The 18,811-nt window shown below is 74.2% G+C and carries 5 protein-coding genes and 1 pseudogene; 4 read left to right on the top strand and 2 right to left on the bottom strand.

Features of this window, described 5'->3' with window-relative positions; all coding sequences use genetic code 11:
• The first annotated feature begins 13 nt into the window (after nt 1–13).
• From WMF46_RS04485 to WMF46_RS04470, 4 genes and pseudogenes are all read left to right on the top strand, one after another.
• Nucleotides 14–1,039, top strand: coding sequence for a PEGA domain-containing protein (locus tag WMF46_RS04485; protein ID WP_437984461.1), 1,026 nt, complete (start codon nt 14–16; stop codon nt 1,037–1,039).
• A 132-nt stretch (nt 1,040–1,171) separates the two neighbouring features.
• Nucleotides 1,172–1,504 (top strand): annotated as a pseudogene (locus tag WMF46_RS04480) (AAA family ATPase); the annotation flags it as partial.
• 135 nt (nt 1,505–1,639) lie between these two features.
• On the top strand, nt 1,640–2,542 hold the full coding sequence (locus WMF46_RS04475) for an AAA family ATPase (protein ID WP_437987852.1): 903 nt from the start codon (nt 1,640–1,642) through the stop codon (nt 2,540–2,542).
• A complete protein-coding gene (locus WMF46_RS04470) occupies nt 2,539–3,189 on the top strand; it encodes a hypothetical protein (RefSeq protein ID WP_437984460.1) in 651 nt (216 codons plus the stop codon). The genes WMF46_RS04475 and WMF46_RS04470 overlap by 4 nt, the downstream gene beginning before the upstream one ends.
• A gap of 99 nt (nt 3,190–3,288) precedes the next feature.
• On the opposite strand, the gene WMF46_RS04465 is transcribed toward WMF46_RS04470, so the two are convergent.
• The gene (locus WMF46_RS04465) at nt 3,289–11,082 is read right to left on the bottom strand and encodes a beta-ketoacyl synthase N-terminal-like domain-containing protein (protein WP_437984459.1); all 7,794 of its coding nucleotides are present in this window, start codon (nt 11,080–11,082) and stop codon (nt 3,289–3,291) included.
• A gap of 11 nt (nt 11,083–11,093) precedes the next feature.
• The gene (locus WMF46_RS04460; RefSeq protein ID WP_437984458.1) at nt 11,094–18,803 is read right to left on the bottom strand and encodes an SDR family NAD(P)-dependent oxidoreductase; all 7,710 of its coding nucleotides are present in this window, start codon (nt 18,801–18,803) and stop codon (nt 11,094–11,096) included.
• Nucleotides 18,804–18,811: the final 8 nt, after the last annotated feature.

Genomic DNA, 18,811 nt, shown 5'->3' with positions numbered 1-18,811 from the left:
AGGGACGAGGGGTATGATGCGAACACGATGGATCCTGGGTGGCCTGATCGTGGCGGCGGTCGATCTCTCGACGGCCGGGCGCGCGCGCGCCGAGGCGCCGGCCCCGGCGGAGGCGCCGGCGGTCGATGAGCGCACCGCGCGCGGCAGGGCGGCGTTCCTGCTCGGCGTGCAGCGATCGAAGGACGCGCAGTGGGGCGAGGCGCTCGCCGCCTTCGAGGAGGCGGCGGCGGCGCGGGACGCGCCCATCGTCCAGTACAACATCGGCTTCTGCGAGCGCGCGCTGGGCCGCTACGTCGCCGCGCGCCGCACCTTCCGCCGCGTGCTCGCGAGCACCGAGGGCCTGGCGGCCGCGCAGATCGACGACGCGAGGGCGTTCGTCGCCGAGCTGGATCAGCTCGTGGTCCGGGTGGCGGTCACGCTGGATCCCCCGGGCACCCCGCTGACCGTCGACGGGCGCGCGCTCCGGCTGGCCACCGACGACGGGACCCGGGTCTTCGTGACGCTCCCCGGGTCTGAAGAGCGCGCGGCGGCGCCGGTGGAGAAGAGCTTCACCGTGGAGCTCGATCCCGGGGTCCACCTCTTCCGCGCGGCGCGGCCAGGGCGCCAGGATGCCTTCGTCCAGAAGACCTACCGGCCGGGGGAGAAGGCCATGCTCGATCTGCACCTCGACATCCTCCCTGCGCGCGTGGCCGTGCGCGCGGAGCCGGCGCAGGCGCTCGTGCGTGTGGACGGCCGCGAGGCCGGGCTCACGCCCATCGACCTCGAGCGGCCGCCGGGGAAGTACAGGATCGAGGTGGTGCGGGACGGGTTCGAGACGTACGCGGCGACGCTCGATCTGCACGCGGGGCAGCGGGCGGATCTGACGGCCAAGCTGATCCCGGTGCGGCCGTCGGTGCTGAAGACGTGGTGGTTCTGGACGGGCGCGGCGGCGGTGGTGACGGGAGGCGTGGTGCTGACGTACGCGCTTACGCGGCCGGAGCCGGACTACAACGGGGGGAGCCTGAACTGGGTCGCGGAGCCGGCGTCGATCAGGTGGTGAGGGGCCATCGGCGCGCGCCGCGCGGCGGGGCCAAGAGGGCCGCCGTGCCGACGAGCGTCCGGGCTGCGCGTGACGGTGCATCGGGGCGGGCCGGCAAACCGCACGGCAGCGCGGACATGGTAGGGTCGAGGCATGATCACGCGGTTCGAGATCGACGGCTTCAAATCGCTGCGGGATTTCGCGGTCGATCTGGAGCCGCTGACGGTGTTCGTCGGGCCGAACGGAGCGGGAAAGTCGAACCTGCTGGAGGCGATCGGACTGCTGGGGCGGCTCTCATTCATGTCGCTCGAGGAGGCGTTCAAGCTCGGACGGGGGCGGGTCGTCGATCAGTTCAGCCGCTCGGGGGGAGAGGCGGGGAGGACGATCCGGTTCGCGATCGAGGTGTCGCTGCGAAGCACGCCAGCGCCGCTTCAAGATGGTGGGCCACCGCTGCCGGTCCGTTATCGGTACGAGCTCGTCATCGAGCGCCGAGCGCGTCCGTCAGGCGTCGAGGAGCTCGTGGTCTCCGGAGAATGCCTTCGCGCGCTCGCCGACAAGGACGGACCGCCTCGACGAGAGATCATCCTGCGCCACGAGGACGAAGACGGACGCGAGCGGCGCGTGCTCATCGCGCCCGAATACGAGAGCTGGGCGGGACTGAACTATCGCTGTCCTCGAACACACGCCGCGCTCGCGGCGCTCAAGACAGGATCTGGAACCTACCATATCAACCTCGACTTCCCGAAGGAATTGACCGCTGAGCGCGCTGCCCTCCTCAAGGAGTACGCCGACTTCCGGAACACAAGCTCGGAGAGGGGATGGAGGGCGGTCATCAACATCATCACCGACGAGCTCTCCCGTTTCAGCCTCATCCAGCTCGACCCCGCGCGCCTGCGCGACTCGAGCGAGCGCACCGACTCGATCGCGCTCGCTCCCGATGCATCGAACCTTCCCACCATCCTTGCCGATCTGCCGGCACCGACGCTCGGAGAGATCCGCGCGGATCTGGTCTCACTCATCCCGGGGCTCGCCGGCTTCAATATCGTGCCCGACGACGACAACCTGCGCATCGAGTTCAAACTCTCCGGCGGCGAGCGCCTCCCGGCTCGCCTCGCCTCTGATGGCACGCTGCGCGGCCTAGCCTTGCTCACAGCGCTCCGGGTCGAGCCTCGTCCATCCATCGTTGGTGTAGAGGAGCCTGAGAACGGCATTTACCCAGGCCGCCTGCGCACGCTGCTCTCGCTGCTACGCGAGATAACGACTCCAGGAGACGAAGCCTCTCCGGACTCAGCTCAACCCGCGACGCAGCTCCTCCTCACCAGCCACTCGCCGGTCGTCCTAGCTGCGTTCCGGGACAGACCCGAGCATCTGCGCTTCATGGACCTCGTGCGACGCGACGGCCAGCTCGTAACGCGCGCGCGCGCGGTGGGGCAGCTGAACGCGCCGGGCGACGGCGCGCACATCGTGTCGCTGCGTGAGATCAACGCGCTCCTCCAGGCGGCAGCCAGCGAGGCTGCCGAATGAGCAGAAAGCGGCTCTATCTCCGCGCAGGACTCTATGCAGAAGGCCGGAGCGACTACGACTTCCTCTTGCCGCTCCTGGATCGCTTGCTGCCAGCGCTGGCGTCGCCGCTGTTCCCCGGGACGAACGAGGTCGAGGCGAGCCTCCCGATCGATGCGCCGCCCCCGGCGCAGGGCGAGCGCGCCGAGCGGATCGCAGCTGCCATCGCCGACCGCTGGACGGAGTGCACGCTGTTCGTGATCCACGCTGACGGCGACGGCGATCCGGCATCGAGGCGGCGGAGCTCGATTGACCCCGGCATCGAAGCGGCCCGACGCGCGTGCCCGGACGTCGTGACAGTCCCGTGCGTTCCAGTTCGCGAGATCGAGGCATGGATGCTGGTCGACGGTGAGGTCTTCCGGACGTTGCTCGGCAGCGGAGCGCAGCCAGCCCTCCCCGCCGAGCCAGAGCGCGAGGCCGATCCCAAGCTGACATTGGGGCGCGTCTTGAAAGAGGGTGGAATGAGACGAAGGCCCGAGCACCTCCACCGCTTGTTCGGCGAAGAAGTCAGCCTGGAGGCGCTGCGAAGGCTGCCAGCGTTCCAGCTCTTCGAAGCGGAGCTCGCAGGAGCGATCCACGCCGTGGCGCGCTCACAGGGGTGGTCGGGCTGACCCGATCCCAGGGACAGGAACCCGTCAGATCTCACTCTCCCGAGCGCAGAGCGGCATTCGACGAAATGCAGGTGTGGGTACGGGCAGAGACGGCTCTGCTCACCCCCCGAGCCGCCTCCCGAGGAGCCGCGCGGCGAGCTTCCGCAGCCAGTCCGCCCGCCGCGCGTCGGGCGCGACGAGCCGCCCCGTGCGCGCGGCCTCCAGGATCGCCGCCGTCTCCGGCGTCGGGTCGGCGCACGCCTGCAGCACCCGGAAGACCGTCGCGTCCTCGTGCGCGACGCCCGCCTCCTCCACCCAGGCGTCCACCGACGCCGCGAACGCAGGATCCCCGGGGAACGGCTGCTCCTCCGCGTTGCTCGGTCCGAGCCCGTTGATGCCGCTGATCACGAGGTCCTTGCGATCCTTGTAGGTCAGCCCCGCGAGCTCCTCGGGCAGCAGCGGGCGGCCGATCCAGATGTCCTGCACGCCCATGCCGAGCGGGAACTCGAGCCGCCGCTCGATCGGCTCCGCCGGCAGCGCGCCGGAGAAGCGCACCGGCACCACCGGGACGCCCACCGCGAGCGCCATGTCGATGAACGAGCCGCTCATCTTGCGCACCGGCGTGCGGCACTCGAGCGACCGCGTGCCCTCGACGTGCACCATCACGCCCTTGCCGGCCCCCTGCATCTCGGCCCCGAGCTCCGCGATGATGGTCCCGAGCGACGCCTTGTCCTCGCGATCGAAGTACGTGATCACCTTCGGATCACGCGCGCCTGGGTACGCGAAGCAGTGCGCGAGCATCGTGCCGAGCCACGTCGTCCGGTGCTCGGCCTTGGCCAGCGTGACCGTCGAGACCTCCGTCAGGCCGGACACGGCGATGCCGAACAGCAGCGACTCCACCCCGACCTGGTGGTTGCCGAGGTAGAGCAGGCTCCGGCCCTTCACGGCGCGGAACGCCTCGGGATCGACGACGTGCACCCGGCGGATGAACCGCTCGATGAGGCCGAAGTACAGGTCCTCCGCCGGCCACCGGCCGATGCCCATGGCCGCGCCCCAGTAGCGGCGGACAGGCTCGATGTCGATCACGGGCGGACCCGCGTCGCGGACAACGACCTCGGATCCCTCGCGCGCCACGGTGAACGGCCAGCGCGTCAGCGGCTGCGCCGAGGAGACGCCGACGAGGGACACGGTCGACGGGTGCACGCCAGCGCGCCGCGCGACGTGATCCTTCACCGCCGCCGCCTCGACGAGGTCGCCCGACGCGGCGTAGAGCTGCGCCACGGTGCCGGGCATCCAGTCCATCGTGCGCACGTCGGCGGGGCTGCAGCGCGCCTCGCCCGACGCCGCATCGACGCGCGAGACGCCGAGGTCGACCGGCGCGCGATCGCGCAGGAACGCCCGGCGGATCCCGGGAGGCGCGCCGCCGATCGGCCCCTGCGGGAGCAGCACCTCGACCAGCCGGAGCTCCAGCCAGACGCGCTCTCCCGCCGCGGCCCCTGCCTCTGCGATGGCCTGCACCCGGAACGAGACGAAGCGATCGTCACGGCCCTCGTAACGCACCTCCACGCGCACCGGCGACTCGGGCGCCGGCCCGTACAGGCGGAGCGACGGGATGCGCGACGGGAACGCGATCTGGGCGGGCGGGCACCCCGGATCCCACAGCGACAGCCGGTCGTGCGGGATGGTGTGGGTCAGCGCGTCGAGCATGCCCTGGTGCAGCGTGCCGGGGGGCACCGAGCCCCTCCGGGGGTCCAGCACCGCCGATGACCCGCGCGCGCCGAGGCGGAGCGCGGTCAGGTACTGGAACGCAGGGCCGTGGAACAGCGTCCCCGCGGCGTACGGATCGTCCGCCTCCGGCGCGTCGAGCGCCGGCTCCGGCGCCGGGGCGGGCGGGTAGCCACGGGCCACCCGCACGCGGCCGGTGCACACGGGCTCGAACCGCGAGAGCGCCGGGTTCGATGCCTCGCGCCACGCGAGCAGCCGGACATCGAGGACGTCGCCCGATCCGGTCGCCTCGGCCTTGACGCGCACCGGCCCCGGCACGGGCAGCCAGCGCTGCACCACCACGTCCTCCACGGCCACGACCACGCTCCCCGGGCGCGCCCGCAATGCGGCGCCGGCCAGCCGGTCCACCATGCTCATCCCGGGGAGCGCCGGGACCGTCCACGTGGGGCGGTGGTCCGCGACCCACCCATCCGGGTCCAGCACCTCCTCGACGTCGTCGAGCGCCGGCGCCGGCGCGGCCATCGCCGCGGGCTGCTCCTGCGGGCGCAGGCGCGGGCTCCCGCCCACGGCGCCCGGGAGCGAGGCGAGGCTGCGCGCGCTCGCGCGCGGGTCGAAGCCGACGTCGCGCCGCGCCCGGGGCGAGGCGCCGTCGACGATCCGCACGCCGAGCGTCGCGCCGTAGATGCGCAGGCCGTCCACCCAGAGGTAGGACTCGGCGATGACGTAGGGCCCGCGGTCGTCACGGCCGACCTCGAGGATGTCGGTGTCGACAGTCACCCGCCGGCTGGCCGGCAGCACCTGGCCCCGGTACCGCCAGCTGTGCTCGTGCCCCGTCATCACGGGCTCGAACCGCGGGTCGCGGAGGCCCGCGTGGAGGTCCTGGTGCAGCATCCAGAACTGGATCGTCTGCAGCATCGCCTCGATGCCGAGCGAGCCTGGCTGCACGGGATCGCCCAGAAAATGAGCTTTGAAGAACCACTCCGACGCGTGCACGTCCCGCCGCGCGCGGAGCCGGCCGAGCCCCTTCCGGCCGCCGGCCTGCCACAGGCCGTCGATCCGGTCGATCATCAGCAGCGACGGCCGCGCGAGCCCGAGCTTGCCCCCGCAGTACCGCGCGGGGCGCTCGCGGAGATCGACCTCGAAATCGGACGGCTCATCGAGCGCGGCGACCTCCTCGGGCCTCGGCGGGATGCCGATCTGCGTCGCGAGCGCGGCCTTCGGGAAGAAGCCGAACACCGTGTCGAGGTCGTACACCCGCGCGCCGCCGAGGCTGCACTCGACCCGGAACGAGAGGATGATCATGCCGCCCGAACGGGACATGTTCGTGAGCCGCGATTTGGTGCGCAGCGCGCCGCCGGCCGGCGCCGGCAGGACCTCGGCGTGCAGCGTGCCCTTGCCGTCGAGGTTGCGGAAGTACAGCGCGCCTTCGGTCGAGAGCGCGCAGCCTGCGTAGCTCGCGAGCCAGCCGCACGTCTGGAGCGCGGCCTCGAGCACCACCGCGAACGGCATCGTGAGGCCCGCGTTCTCGTCGAAGTACCACGCGTCCTCCGGGACGTCGTACTCGACCTCGACCTCGGCGCCGGCCTTCATCGACGCCATGGGGCGCGAGACCGACAGGACCCGGCTCATGAAGTGGTACGGCGGCCCCGGGAGCCGGGCGACGTGCTGGCCCCCGTCGAACCTGCGGTAGAGCGGGCCGAACGCGTCCGACGGCCTGCCCCAGGCGCACGAGAGCAGGCTCCGGTAATCGAACGGGAAGCCGCCGGCGTCCGCGTGTCCCGCCGAGACGGCGCCGTCCGGCGGCGGCGCGCCCGTCTCGGACCAGGGGACGCGCGCGACCGGCACCGGCTCGACGTGGCCGTCGAGCAGCTCGGGGGCGCTCGTCATCGGCCAGTCGGGGCTGAGGCGCAGGCCCACGCGGCGGGCGTGGAACGCCTTGAGGCCGTCGACCGTGCACAGGAAGTCGGCGAACACCGTCGGACACGGGCCGTCGTGGACCTCCTCGACGAACACCTCGTACGTGAGCACGCGGCTCGTCGGGACCACCTGGCCGCGGCAGCGGAGCAGGTACGGGACCTCCGGCACGGGCTCGAAGCGGAAGCCGTCCGCGTCCGCCGTGAAGCCCATGGCCGCCATGTAGAACGCGAGCGCCTGCAGGCAGCCCTCGAACATGAGCGTCCCCGGCATGCAGGGGTCGTCCTTGAAGTGGCCCTCGAAGTACCAGCCGTCCTTCGTGATCGGCAGCGTGGCCCGGAGATAGCCGCGCTTCCACGGGCCGCCCGCCGGGTCGAACAGGTCGACGCGATCGAAGAACAGCATGGGCGGGGCGCTGATCCGCGGCGTCCTGACGTGGGTGCTCAGACGATCGAACCCCGGGCCGAACGCCGCCGCGCCGTCGCCGGCCGCGAACGCGAGGAGGTCGGCCCGGTCGAACGCGGACTTCCGGCACGCGATCCGGGGCGGATCGAGGCGGGCGGTCGTCGCGTGCTCGGCGGTGTCCGCGTCCCAGAGGACGCCGCCGGAGCTCGCGAGCTCCTCGTCGGTGAAGAAGCCGGCCTGGCCCTTGCGCGTCTTCAGGCGCAGCTCGCCGCCGATCCGGCAGTCGTAGTGGAAGAAGAACAGGCGGACGTCGCCGTGCTTCGCGTGCCCGTCGACGTGGATGTCGTAGACGAGCGTGTCGCCCGGGCGCGGCAGGCCGCCGTAGAAGGTGAGCTCGCAGCCGAGCAGGCGATAGACGCGCTCGCCCTTGTTCTCGAAGTCCGCGCCGAGCCAGCTGATGAGCAGCAGGTCGGCCTGGCCGCTCTCGATCATGACGCCGGCCGGCATGGCGCCGTCGTGCAGGTACCAGGAATCCCACCGCACGTCGGTCTCGGTCCACATCGTGCCGAGCTTCATCGAGCCGGGCTCGGCGTCGATCCCGGTGACCCGATCGGCGAGCAGGAGCGGCGGCATGGGCATGCGCACCTGGCGGCGATAGGCGTCCTGCCGGGCGAAGAGCGGGCCGAACACGTCGGAGATCCGGCCCGAGGCGAGGTGCTCGAGCTGCTCGCGGCTGAACCGGGGGCCGCGGGGCGCAGCGGAAGGCGCCGCGGCGAGCGCCGGCTGGGCGGAGGGACGCGGCGCAGGCGGCGGCGCGGCGGCGGGGCGCGGGGCCTCGACGACGCGCGGCGGTTCAACGACACGCGGCGGCTCGAACGGACGCGGCGACTCGGCGCGAACAAGCTGCGGCGACTCGGCGCGAACAAGCTGCGGCGCAGCGGCGGGGCGCGGCGCCTCGACCGGGCGCGGCGCCTCGATACGGACCGGCGCGGCGTGAGGCACCTGCGCCAAGGGGGTCTCGACCACCACCGCGGCCGCGCCCGACGACGCCTGCACGAGCGAGTCCAGCGCGCGCTGCCGCATCTGAAGGAACCGGCGGTGGACCTGGGCCTGCTGCTCCGCCCACTCCTTGTGGATCTGCGCAAGCTGCACGGTGAACGCCGCGGCGCCGGCGATCACGTCGCCCGGGATGTCCACGGCAGCGACCGCGACGACGGCCGGTCCGACCGGCGGCGGCTCCTCTGCGAGGCTCGCGGCGACGGCCGTGACGACCGCCGGCCCGACCGGCGGCGGCTCGTCCCAGGACGGCGCGCGATCCGCGTCGGCGGCAGAGAACCCCGTGGGCCCGGGGTACAGCGGCGGCAGGTCGTCGAGAGCGGACGGCAGAGGCGGCGCAGGTTCCATGGAGTCTCCGGGGGATGAACAGGAGGCCGCGCCGGGCACGACGATCGCCGGCGGGTGGGCGGGGAGCGTCAGCGTCGGCCCCTCCGCCGATCGCGGCGGCGGGAGCGGCGCGGCGGGGCCGCCAGCCCCGATGCGGACCGACAGCGAGCCGCCGCCGAGGCCGGCGCAGCGGACCTCGGCGACCCGGATCTCGTCGGACCACGGCGCCCCGTCGGGCTTGCGGCCGTGACGGCAGGCGAGCACCGCGGCGGCCACGTGCAGCAGGCCCGAGGCGGCGTGCGCGTGGCCGAACCGCGGCGCGAGATCCGTGGACGACAGCACGAGGCCAGGGTCGGCCGGCTCGTCCACGACCACGGCCAGGACCGGGTGCCGCTGCCGGACGGCGTCGTCGAGGCGCTCGAGCACGAGCACCACGGCGGCGTCGCCGGGGGGCAGGCGGACGCCGAGCGCCTCGAGCGCGGCCGCGTGGGCGGCCTCGCACGAGAGATCGACCGCGCCGACGATCGCCGCGTCCACCGCGCCGGCGCGCAGGGCGCGGGACGCGACGCGCAGCGCCCAGGGGCCGGACAGCTCCTCGGCCGCGATCGTGAACGACGGCCCACCGACGTCGAGCTGGCTGTTCAGCCGGTTCGCCGGGATGTTGGGCATGTTCCCGACGACGCCCGCCGCCTGCAGCGCAGGGATGATCGCGTCCTGGAGCGCGCCGACGTCGACCGACGGACCGAGCCGCGCCGGCGCCGTCTCGGCGAGCCGCCATCGCGTCATGTACCGGCACACCTCGGTGTCGGCGCCCATGCCGATCAGCACGGCGGTGCGATCGCGCGGCAGCGCGAGCCCCTCGGTGGCCTCGATCGCCGCCTCGAGCAGCAGCGTCTGCTGGCCGAGCGCCTGCTGCAGATCGCGCGGCGGGAACCGGAGCCGATCCGCGGGTAGCGCGACCGCCGCCCGGCGGGGAGCCGCGCCGCGGCCCGAGAGGAGCGGCTCCGCGAAGGCCCGGACGCCGCTGAGCTCACCGACGCACAGGCCCATGGCCACCACGGCCAGGGGGCCCGCCGGCGCGGGGCGCCCGGCGTCGACAGGGCGCGAGGCCGCCGCGGCGGCCTGCGGCGCGGCGTGGGCCGCGCGGCCCCTCGGCGAGGACGGCTCGTACGCCTCCACGAGGAGGTGGGCGTTGTTCCCGCCGAACCCGAACGCCGACAGGCCCGCGAGCCGCCGCCCCTCCCACGGCTCGGCGCGCTGCAGCACCCGGAAGGGGCTCGAGGCGACCGCCTCGCTCAGCGGATCGGCGTGCAGCGTCGGCGGGCGGACGCCGGCCGCCATGGCGCCGAGCAGCTTGAGGAGCCCGGCCGCGCCGGCCGTCGTGACGAGGTGACCGAGGTTCGACTTGAGCGAGCCGAGCGGGACGTCGCGGGAGCCGAACACCTCCTTGAGGGTCGCGATCTCGGTCGCGTCGCCGAGGGGCGTGCCCGTCGCGTGGCACTCGAGCAGCGACACCTCGCGGGGATCGAGGCCCGCCATGGCGTACGCGGCCCGCATCGCGCGCAGCTGGCCCTCGACGGAGGGCGCCAGGAGGCCGCGGCCGCGGCCGTCGTTCGACAGGCCGATCCCGCGGATCACGCCGAGGATCGGCCTGCCCGCGGCCTCCGCGTCGGACAGGCGCTCCAGGACCACGAACGCCGCGCCCTCCGCCGGGACCAGGCCGTCGGCCTCCGACGAGAACGGGCGGCTCTGCCCGGTGCGGCTCATGGCCGACAGCGCGCAGAACCCGATGTGCATGAAGAGGTCGTCCGAGCGGCACACCGCGCCTGCGAGCATCCGGTCGACCTCGCGGTCCTGCAGCCGCTCGCAGGCGAGCGTGATCGCGTACAGCGACGACGCGCACGCGGCGTCGAGCGCGAACGCCCCGGCCCCGAGGCCGAGCACGTCGGCCAGCAGGTGGGCGGGCAGCCCCGACATGAACCGGTTGCGCGGATCGGGCCGCGGGACGCCGGCGAGATCGCCGAGCCACGCCGACTCGACCCACGCCGACATCGCCGACGACGGGAACGAGAGGTTCCCGAGCACCGCGCCCGCGCGGTCGGACCGGCCCTCGTGCCCCGCCTCGCGCAGCGCCTCGCGGCCCGCGTGGAGCACCCACTGGAAGAGCGGGTCGAGCGCGAGCAGGGACTCGGGCGGCCCGCCCCGCCGCGGGAACGGGTCGCTGGCGAGCACGCGGCGGAAGTGCTCGTCGAACCCGGTGACGTAGCCGCCGCGGTCGCTCCACGCGCGGTCCTTCGCGTCGCGCACGTCGCGCGCGTCGCGCACGGAAGGCCCTGCGAGCGCGCGCTCGCGCGAGAGGCGCCAGCGGCCGTCGGGCGCGGCGGACAGGAGGTCCCGGCCGGCGAGCACGTTGTCCCAGAGGGCCGCGGGGTGGAGCGCGCCCGGGAGGACGCACCCGCGGCCGACGATCGCGATGGGCTCGAACACGCTGGCCTCGATCACGCCTGGCCGCGCGCCGTGTCGGGGCGCAGGACGTACTGCACGTCGCGCAGCTCCGCGACGAGCGAGCCGCGGTCGTCGACGAACGCGATGTCGGCCTTCGTGCGATCGCGGGCCACGATCTGCCCGCGCACCACCGCGCGCAGCGGGCCGTCGGACGGCCCCTCGGCGAAGGTGTGCAGCGCGCCCACGGACATCGGGAGCGCCGCGCCGCCGAGCACGTGCTGCGTCCACAGCGTCGCGAGCTGCAGCCCGCCGTCGAGCGCCGCCGGATCGGTCTTCCACGGCTGGGCCACCCAGCCGGCCTCGCGGAGGCCCACGACCGTCCCCGCGATCCCGTCGCGGCTCACGCCGTCGAGCTGCCGGATCACCTGGAAGTCGCGGCCGTGGAAGAGCGTGCGGCCGTCGTACAGCTCGCCGCCGGCGGGCCACGGGCCGAGCTCCGGCGCGGCCGGGCCCTTCGGGGCCACGCGCCCTTCGGGACGCTGCATCTGGATGGTCGCCGCGTAGTGCAGCGCCCCCTGCGGCCCGCGCAGCTCCGCCGCGAGCACCGCGCCGTGGCCGTTGCTCACCTCGCGGCAGTCGACGCGGAACACCTCGCCGCCGGACTCGTACGCCGCGAGCTTGATCCCGCGCAGGACCCGCACGTCGCGGAGCTCCGTCACGACGAGATCCGGCCGGCACGCGCGCGCGGCGCGGGCGAACCACTCGAGCGCGATCACCACCGGCACCACGGGCACGCCGTTGATGGCGTGATCGCCGAGGTAGGGGTGCGTCGCGCGGTCGGCGCGGACGGCCAGCGCGACCCGGCCGCCGTGGCCCTGGGCCGCGAGCGCCTTCGGGTCCGCGCCGAGCACGAGCTCGACCGCGCCGGGCGGAGCGCCGCCTTGCCCGCGCGCGCCGCGATCGCCGCGATCACCCGAAGCGTCGCACAGCTCGTCGAGGAGCATCTTCGCGCCCGCGGCGAGCGGGATGAGGGGCACGCCGAGCTGCGCGAAGTGGGCCTCGAGCGCCGCGTTCACCATGCCGCCCTGCCAGGGGCCCCAGCCGAGCGACTTCACCCGGCAGCCCGGGCGGCGGGCTGCCTCGGCGGCCGCGACCTTGTTCAGGACCTCGTTCGCCATCGCGTAGTCGCACTGCCCCTTGTTGCCGCCGCGCGCGGCGATCGAGCTGAAGAGGACGATCGCCTTGAGCGGGTCGCCCGCGGTCGCGCCGAGCAGGGCCCGGAGGCCGTCGACCTTCGTGCTGAACACGCGATCGAACTGCTCGACCGTCTTCTCGGCGACGAGCTTGTCGGCGAGCACGCCGGCGCCGTGGACGATCGCCGTGACGGGGCCGAGGGTGCCGCGCACGCCGTCGAGCGCCGTGGCCACCGCCCGCGCGTCGTTCACGTCGACAGGGACGTAGAGGGCCTCGCCGCCGGCGGCGCGGATCGCGTCGAGCGTCGTGCGGACCTCGCGGTTCGCGAGGATCTTCGCGACGCTCCGGCCGATCTCCGCCGGGGTCATCCGCTGGCCCGCGGAGGTCGTCGCCTTGATGAGCGCCGCCTTGAGCGCGGCCTCGCCGTCGGCGCCGCGGCAGGCGGCCGGCTCGTCCTCGAGCGCGGTGCGGCCGAGCAGCGCGAACCGCGCGTGGCTGGCCTTGGCGAGCGCGATCAGCGTCGCCGCGGTGACGCCGCGGGCGCCGCCGCTCGCCACGACGACGTCGGACGGCCCGAGGGGGAGCGGCCCGGGCTGCGCGTCCTGCCGGACGCTGCGCGGGGTGGTGCGCCGGCCGTCCGCGCGCAGGCCGATCTCGAGCTCGACGCCGCCGGACAGGAGCTCCGAGGTGATGGCCTCCGCGAGCTCGCCGTCGGAGCGGACGGCGCGCTCGAGGTCGATCGCGCGGCAGGACGCCTCGGGCCACTCCAGCGCCGCGGTCTTCACGAGGCCCGGCAGCCCGCCGACCCAGGCTCGGTCCGAGCCCGCGAGGCCGAAGTCGCCGCCGGTGTCCTGGACCGTGACGAAGAGGGCCGGCTTCGCCGCGATCGCCTGGGCGGCGAAGAACGCCTCGCGGTGGACGGCGAGCGCCTCGTCGGCCGTGGCCAGCTCGCGCAGGCCGCCGAGGAACACGGCGCCGCGCGCGCCGCGGGGCACGGCGGGGGCGTACTCGGCGGCGATCCCGCGCGCCGCGAGGGCCGCGACGAGCGCGGGGCCGATCGCGTCGTGGCCGGTGACCACGAGGGTGCCTGCGTCGAAGAGGCCGGGCATCGCGAGGCCGGCTGCGGGCGCAGGCTCCTCGACGAGCGTCCACCGGCCGAGGGGCGCGGAGGCCGGCTCCTCGGCGGGCTCCGCCGGGGCAGCGCCGGCGGTGGCAGCGGCGGGACCGAGGCTCGCGCGGAGGTGGTCGACGACCTGCCCCAGCGTGCGCAGCTGCGCCAGCGCCGACGCGTCGACCTCCGCCAGCCCCGGCGTGCGATCGCGGACCGCCGACAGGATCTCCACCCGCTTGATGCTGTCGATGCCGAGATCGCTCTCCAGCTCCATCTGCAGCCCCAGCATCTCCGCCGGGTAGCCCGTCGTCTCCGCGACGACCGCCATCACCACACGCTCCACCTCGGCCGCGCCAGGGGCCGCGCCAGGAGCGACGGCAGGCGCCGCGACGGCAGACGCCTTCGTCGCGGGCGCGGCGGTAGCCGGACCGGCGCTGGCGGCCGGCCCGGCGGCCGGCAGCGAGGCACGGAGGTGATCGACGACCTGCCCCAGCGTGCGTAGCTGCGCCAGCGCCGACGCGTCGACCTCCGCGAGCCCCGGCGTCCGATCGCGGACAGCCGAGAGGATCTCCACCCGCTTGATGCTGTCGATGCCGAGATCGCTCTCCAGCTCCATCTGCAGCCCCAGCATCTCCGCCGGGTAGCCCGTCGTCTCCGCGACGACCGCCATCACCACTCGCTCCACCTCGGCCGCGCCAGGCGCCGCGCCGGACGCGACGGCAGGCACCGCAGCGGCAGAGGCCTTCGCGACGGACGCGGCGCCAGCCGGACTGGCGCTGGCGGCCGGGAGCGAGGCGCGAAGGTGGTCGACGACCTGCCCCAGCGTGCGCAGCTGCGCCAGCGCCGACGCGTCGACCTCCGACAGCCCCGGCGTCCGGTCGCGGACCGCCGACAGGATCTCCACCCGCTTGATGCTGTCGATGCCGAGATCGCTCTCCAGCTCCATCTGCAGCCCCAGCATCTCCGCCGGGTAGCCCGTCGTCTCCGCGACGACCGCCATCACCACACGCTCCACCTCGGCCGCTCCAGGCGCTGCGCCGGACGCGACGGCGGGCGCGGTGGCAGCAGGCGTAGCGACAGCCGGGCTGCCGCTGGCGGCAGGCAGCGAGGCGCGGAGGTGGTCGACGACCTGCCCCAGCGTGCGCAGCTGCGCCAGCGCCGAGGCATCGACTTCCGACAGCCCCGGCGTCCGGTCGCGGACCGCCGACAGGATCTCCACCCGCTTGATGCTGTCGATGCCGAGGTCGCTCTCCAGCTCCATCTGCAGCCCGAGCATCTCCGCCGGGTAGCCCGTCGTCTCCGCGACGACCGCCATCACCACCCGCTCCACCTCGACCGCGCCAGGCGCCGCGCCGGATGCGACTGCAGGCGCCGCGACGGCAGACGCCTTCGCGGCGGGCGCGCCGGCAGCAGGCGTAGCGACAGCCGGGCTGCCGCTGGCGGCAGGCAGCGAGGCGCGGAGGTGGTCGACGACCTGCCCCAGCGTGCGCAGCTGCGCCAGCGCCGACGCGTCGACCTCCGACAGCCCCGGCGTCCTGTCACGGACCGAGGACAGGATCTCCACCCGCTTGATGCTGTCGATGCCGAGATCGCTCTCCAGCTCCATCTGCAGCCCGAGCATGGAGACGGGGTATCCCGTCTTGTCCGCGACCACCTCGAGGACCAACCGCTCGATATCGACACGCGGCGCAGCGGCGACCGCCGCCTGCGTTGCCGCGGCGGCCGCGGGCGCGGCGACGGCCTTGGACACTGCCACCGCCGGCGCCGCGGCTGCGGCCTTCACAGCCGCAGCAGGCGCCGCTGTGGCCGCCTTCGCTGTCACGGCGGGCGCTGCGACTGCCACCTTCGCCGTCACGGCAGGCGCCGCCTGCGCCGGCAGCGTGACAGCCGTATGGAGCTCCCCGCCTGCGCCGTTCAGGCCGTCCAGGGCCACGCTGCTCCTGCCCTCGCTGGAGCGCGCGGTCGGCGCCGCTGCAGGCCGTACGGACGCCTCCGAGACAGGCCCCACATGCACCGGAGCGAGGAGAACCGGCGCAGGCCGTACCTCGGACACCGTCGTCGGAGCGACCGGGTACGAAGCGCCGGTCGCCAGCGCGGCGAGCCCTGCGAAGGACGCCTCGGCGGCCTGAAGAAAGGCGATGTGGCTCTCGGCCATCGTGCGCTGGTACACGCTGTGGGCGTCCGCCGTGGCGCGCTGCGCCTCCTGGTACGCGGCCAGCCACGACGCGCTCGCCGCCGGCCGCGACGCGCTCACCACAGCCGTCGACGCGCTCACTGTCGGTCGCGGCGCGCTCACCACAGGCGCCGACACGCTCGCCACCACAGACGCGCTCACCGCCGGCTGCGACGCACTCACGAGCGGCCGCGGCGCGCTCACCACAGGCGCCGACGCGCTCACCACAGGCGCCGACGCGCTCACTGCCGGCCGCGCCGCGCTCACCACAGGCGCCGATGCGCTCACTGCCGGCCGCGCCGCGCTCACTGCCGGCGCCGACGCGCTCACCACAGGCCGCGCCGCGCTCACTGCCGGCTGCGACGCGCTCACCATCGGCCGCGGCGCGCTCGCCACCGGCTGCACCGCCTCCGGCGCCGGCTTCTGCGCCGCCCGCGGCGGGCTCGCCGCCGGCAGCGCCTTCGCGCCCCCCTGCGGCGGGTACGGCTTCCCGTAGTTGCTGCCGTTGATCTGCAGCGCCAGCTTCGGCTTCGGCAGCGCCCGCGGATCGCTCGGCGCCGCGAAGCCTTCCCACAGGACCCGCGCGTCCAGCGGCACCCCGGCCACGGCGAGCCGCGCCACCGCCTCGAGCAGGCTCGTCACGCCGTGCTTGCCCTTGCGGTCGAGCGCCACCGCCCGGTGCGGCCGGCCGCTCAGGATGTCGCCGACCAGGTTCGTCAGCACCGAGCCCGGCCCGACCTCGACGAACGTGCGCACGCCGTCCGCGTACATCCGCTCGATCTCCTCCACGAACCGCACCGGCTCCGCGAGCTGCCGCGCCAGCCGGTCGCGCGCCGCGTCGCCGCCGCCCGCGTACGGCTCGATCTCCGCGTTGCTGTACACGGGCGCCGCCGGCGCCTCGACCGCGATGCCCGCAAGGAACTCGCGGAGCGGCGCGCTCGCCTCCGCCACGAGCGGCGAGTGGAACGCCGCGGCCACGTCGAGGCGCCGCGCCTGGATCCCGGCGCCCTTCAGCCGCTCCTCCGCGGCCTCGATCGCCGCGACCGAGCCCGACAGCACCACCTGCTTCGGGCCGTTGTGGTTCGCGATCACCACGCCGGCGAGGCCGAGCGCCCGCACCTCGTCGATCCCCCGCGGGACCGCGATCATCGCGCCCCGCTCCGACGACGCCGCGCCCATCAGCTCGCCGCGCCGCCGCGCCACGCGCAGCAGGTCCGCCGCGGACAGCGCGCCGGCCGCGTGCAGCGCCGTGATCTCGCCGAAGCTGTGGCCCGCGAACGCCTCGGCCCTCACCCCGAGCGCCGCGAGCAGCGCGAGGTGCGCGAGGCTCGTCGCGCCGATCGCCGGCTGCGCCCACCGCGTCTCGCGGAGCCGCGCCTCCTGCGCCGCCCGGTCCTCGTCCGAGAACACAGGCCGCGGGAACACCACCTCGTGCAGCGGCGCGTCCGCGATCGCGACGCCCGCCGCCGCGTCCCAGGCCGCGCGGGCCGGGTCGAACGTCATGAGCGCGTCCGCGCCCATCCCGACGTACTGGCTCCCCTGCCCCGGGAACAGGAACGCCACCCGCCCCGGCGCCTCCCCGCTCGCGCAGTGCACGAGCGGCGCCGAGAGCGCCTGCTCCGGCCTCGCCTCGAGGTGCGCCGCGACCTGCTCGAGCTTCTTCCTGAGATCCGCCTCGTCCGTCGCGCACAGCCCGAGCCGCGCCGGCCTCGACGCGTCGAACGAGAGCACCGACTCGCGCGCCAGGAAGCGCAGGATCTCGGGCACCTCCGCCTCCTTCGCCAGCGCCCGCGCGCGATCCGCGAGCGCCGCCGGCGTGTCCGCCGACAGGAGGAAGAGCTCCGCCGGCAAGGCCCGCACCCGCCACGCCTTCGGCGCCGGGCCCGTGTACTCCTCCAGCGCCACGTGGAAGTTCGAGCCGCCGAAGCCGAACGAGCTCACCGACGCCCGCCGCGGGTGGTCCCCCGGCCGGATCCACGGCCGCGCCTGGGTGTTCAGATAGAAAGCGGTCTTTTCTATCTCGAGCTTGGGGTTCGGCTTGTCGACCTTGATGGTCGGCGGCAGCACCTTGTGGTGCAGCGCCATGATCGCCTTGAACAGGCCGGCCGCGCCCGCCGCCGCCTTGGTGTGGCCGATCTGCGACTTCACGCTGCCGAGCGCGCACCACTGGCGGTCTTCGCGCCCCGACTCGTCGAACATCACCCGCAGGCCCTCGAACTCGGCCGCGTCGCCGGCCTTCGTCCCGGTGCCGTGCGCCTCCATCAGCTCCACGGTCTCGGGGCCGTACCCGGCGGCGGCGTACGTCCGGCGGAGCGCCTTCGCCTGCCCTTCCGGCACCGGCGCGTACACGCTCTTGCTCCGCCCATCCGACGACGAGCCGATCCCGCGGATCACAGCGTAGACCCGGTCTCCGTCGCGCTCGGCGTCGTCGAGCCGCTTGAGCGCCACCATCGCGATGCCCTCGCCGAGCAGCGTGCCGTCGGCCTTGTCGGAGAACGGCCGGCAATCGCCCGACTTCGACAGCGCGGGCGTCTTGCTGAAGCACATGTACATGAAGGCGTCGTTCATCGTGTCGCAGCCGCCCGCGATCACGAGATCGGACTGGCCGAGCGCCAGCTCGTTGATGGCCATCGACATCGCCGACAGCGACGACGCGCACGCCGCGTCGGTCACGCAGTTCGTCCCGCCGAGGTCGAGCCGGTTCGCGATGCGCCCGGCCACCACGTTCCCGAGCAGGCCCGGAAAGCTCGACTCCTGCCATGGCACGTAGTTGCCAGCGATCTTGTCGCAGGCGCGCTTCACCTCGTCCTCCGGATACCCGAGATCCCGGAGCGCCTTCGCCCACACCGGCCGCTGGATCCGGCTCACCATCGAGGCGAGCAGCTCCTGCGCGGAGGTGACGCCGAGGATCACGCTCATCCGCTCGCGGCTCATCGACTCGAACTGCCCCTGCGCCGCGTCCTCCAGGACCCGCTTCGCCACGATCAGCGCGAGCAGCTGCGTCGTGTCCGTCGCCGGGACGATCGAGGGCGGGACGCCCCACTCGAGCGGATCGAACGGCACATTCTTGAGAAAGGCGCCGCGCTTCGCATACGTCTTGTCCGGGGCGGACGGGTCGGGATCGTAGTAGTCCTCGACCAGCCAGTGGGTGCTCGGGACATCCGTGATAAGGTCTGTCCCGGACAGGATATCGCGCCAGAAGCCGTGCGCGTCGACCGAGCCGGGGAAGATGGCGCTCACGCCGACGACGGCGATGTGCGGGATACGCGAAGACGAAGGGTGCATGAGGACCT

This window comes from Sorangium sp. So ce117, assembly GCF_051524395.1.
Classification (GTDB): Bacteria; Myxococcota_A; Polyangia; order Polyangiales; family Polyangiaceae; genus Sorangium; species Sorangium cellulosum_B.
The sequence above is the reverse complement of the archived record's forward strand: the minus strand, read 5'-3'. Positions and strand labels throughout refer to the sequence as shown.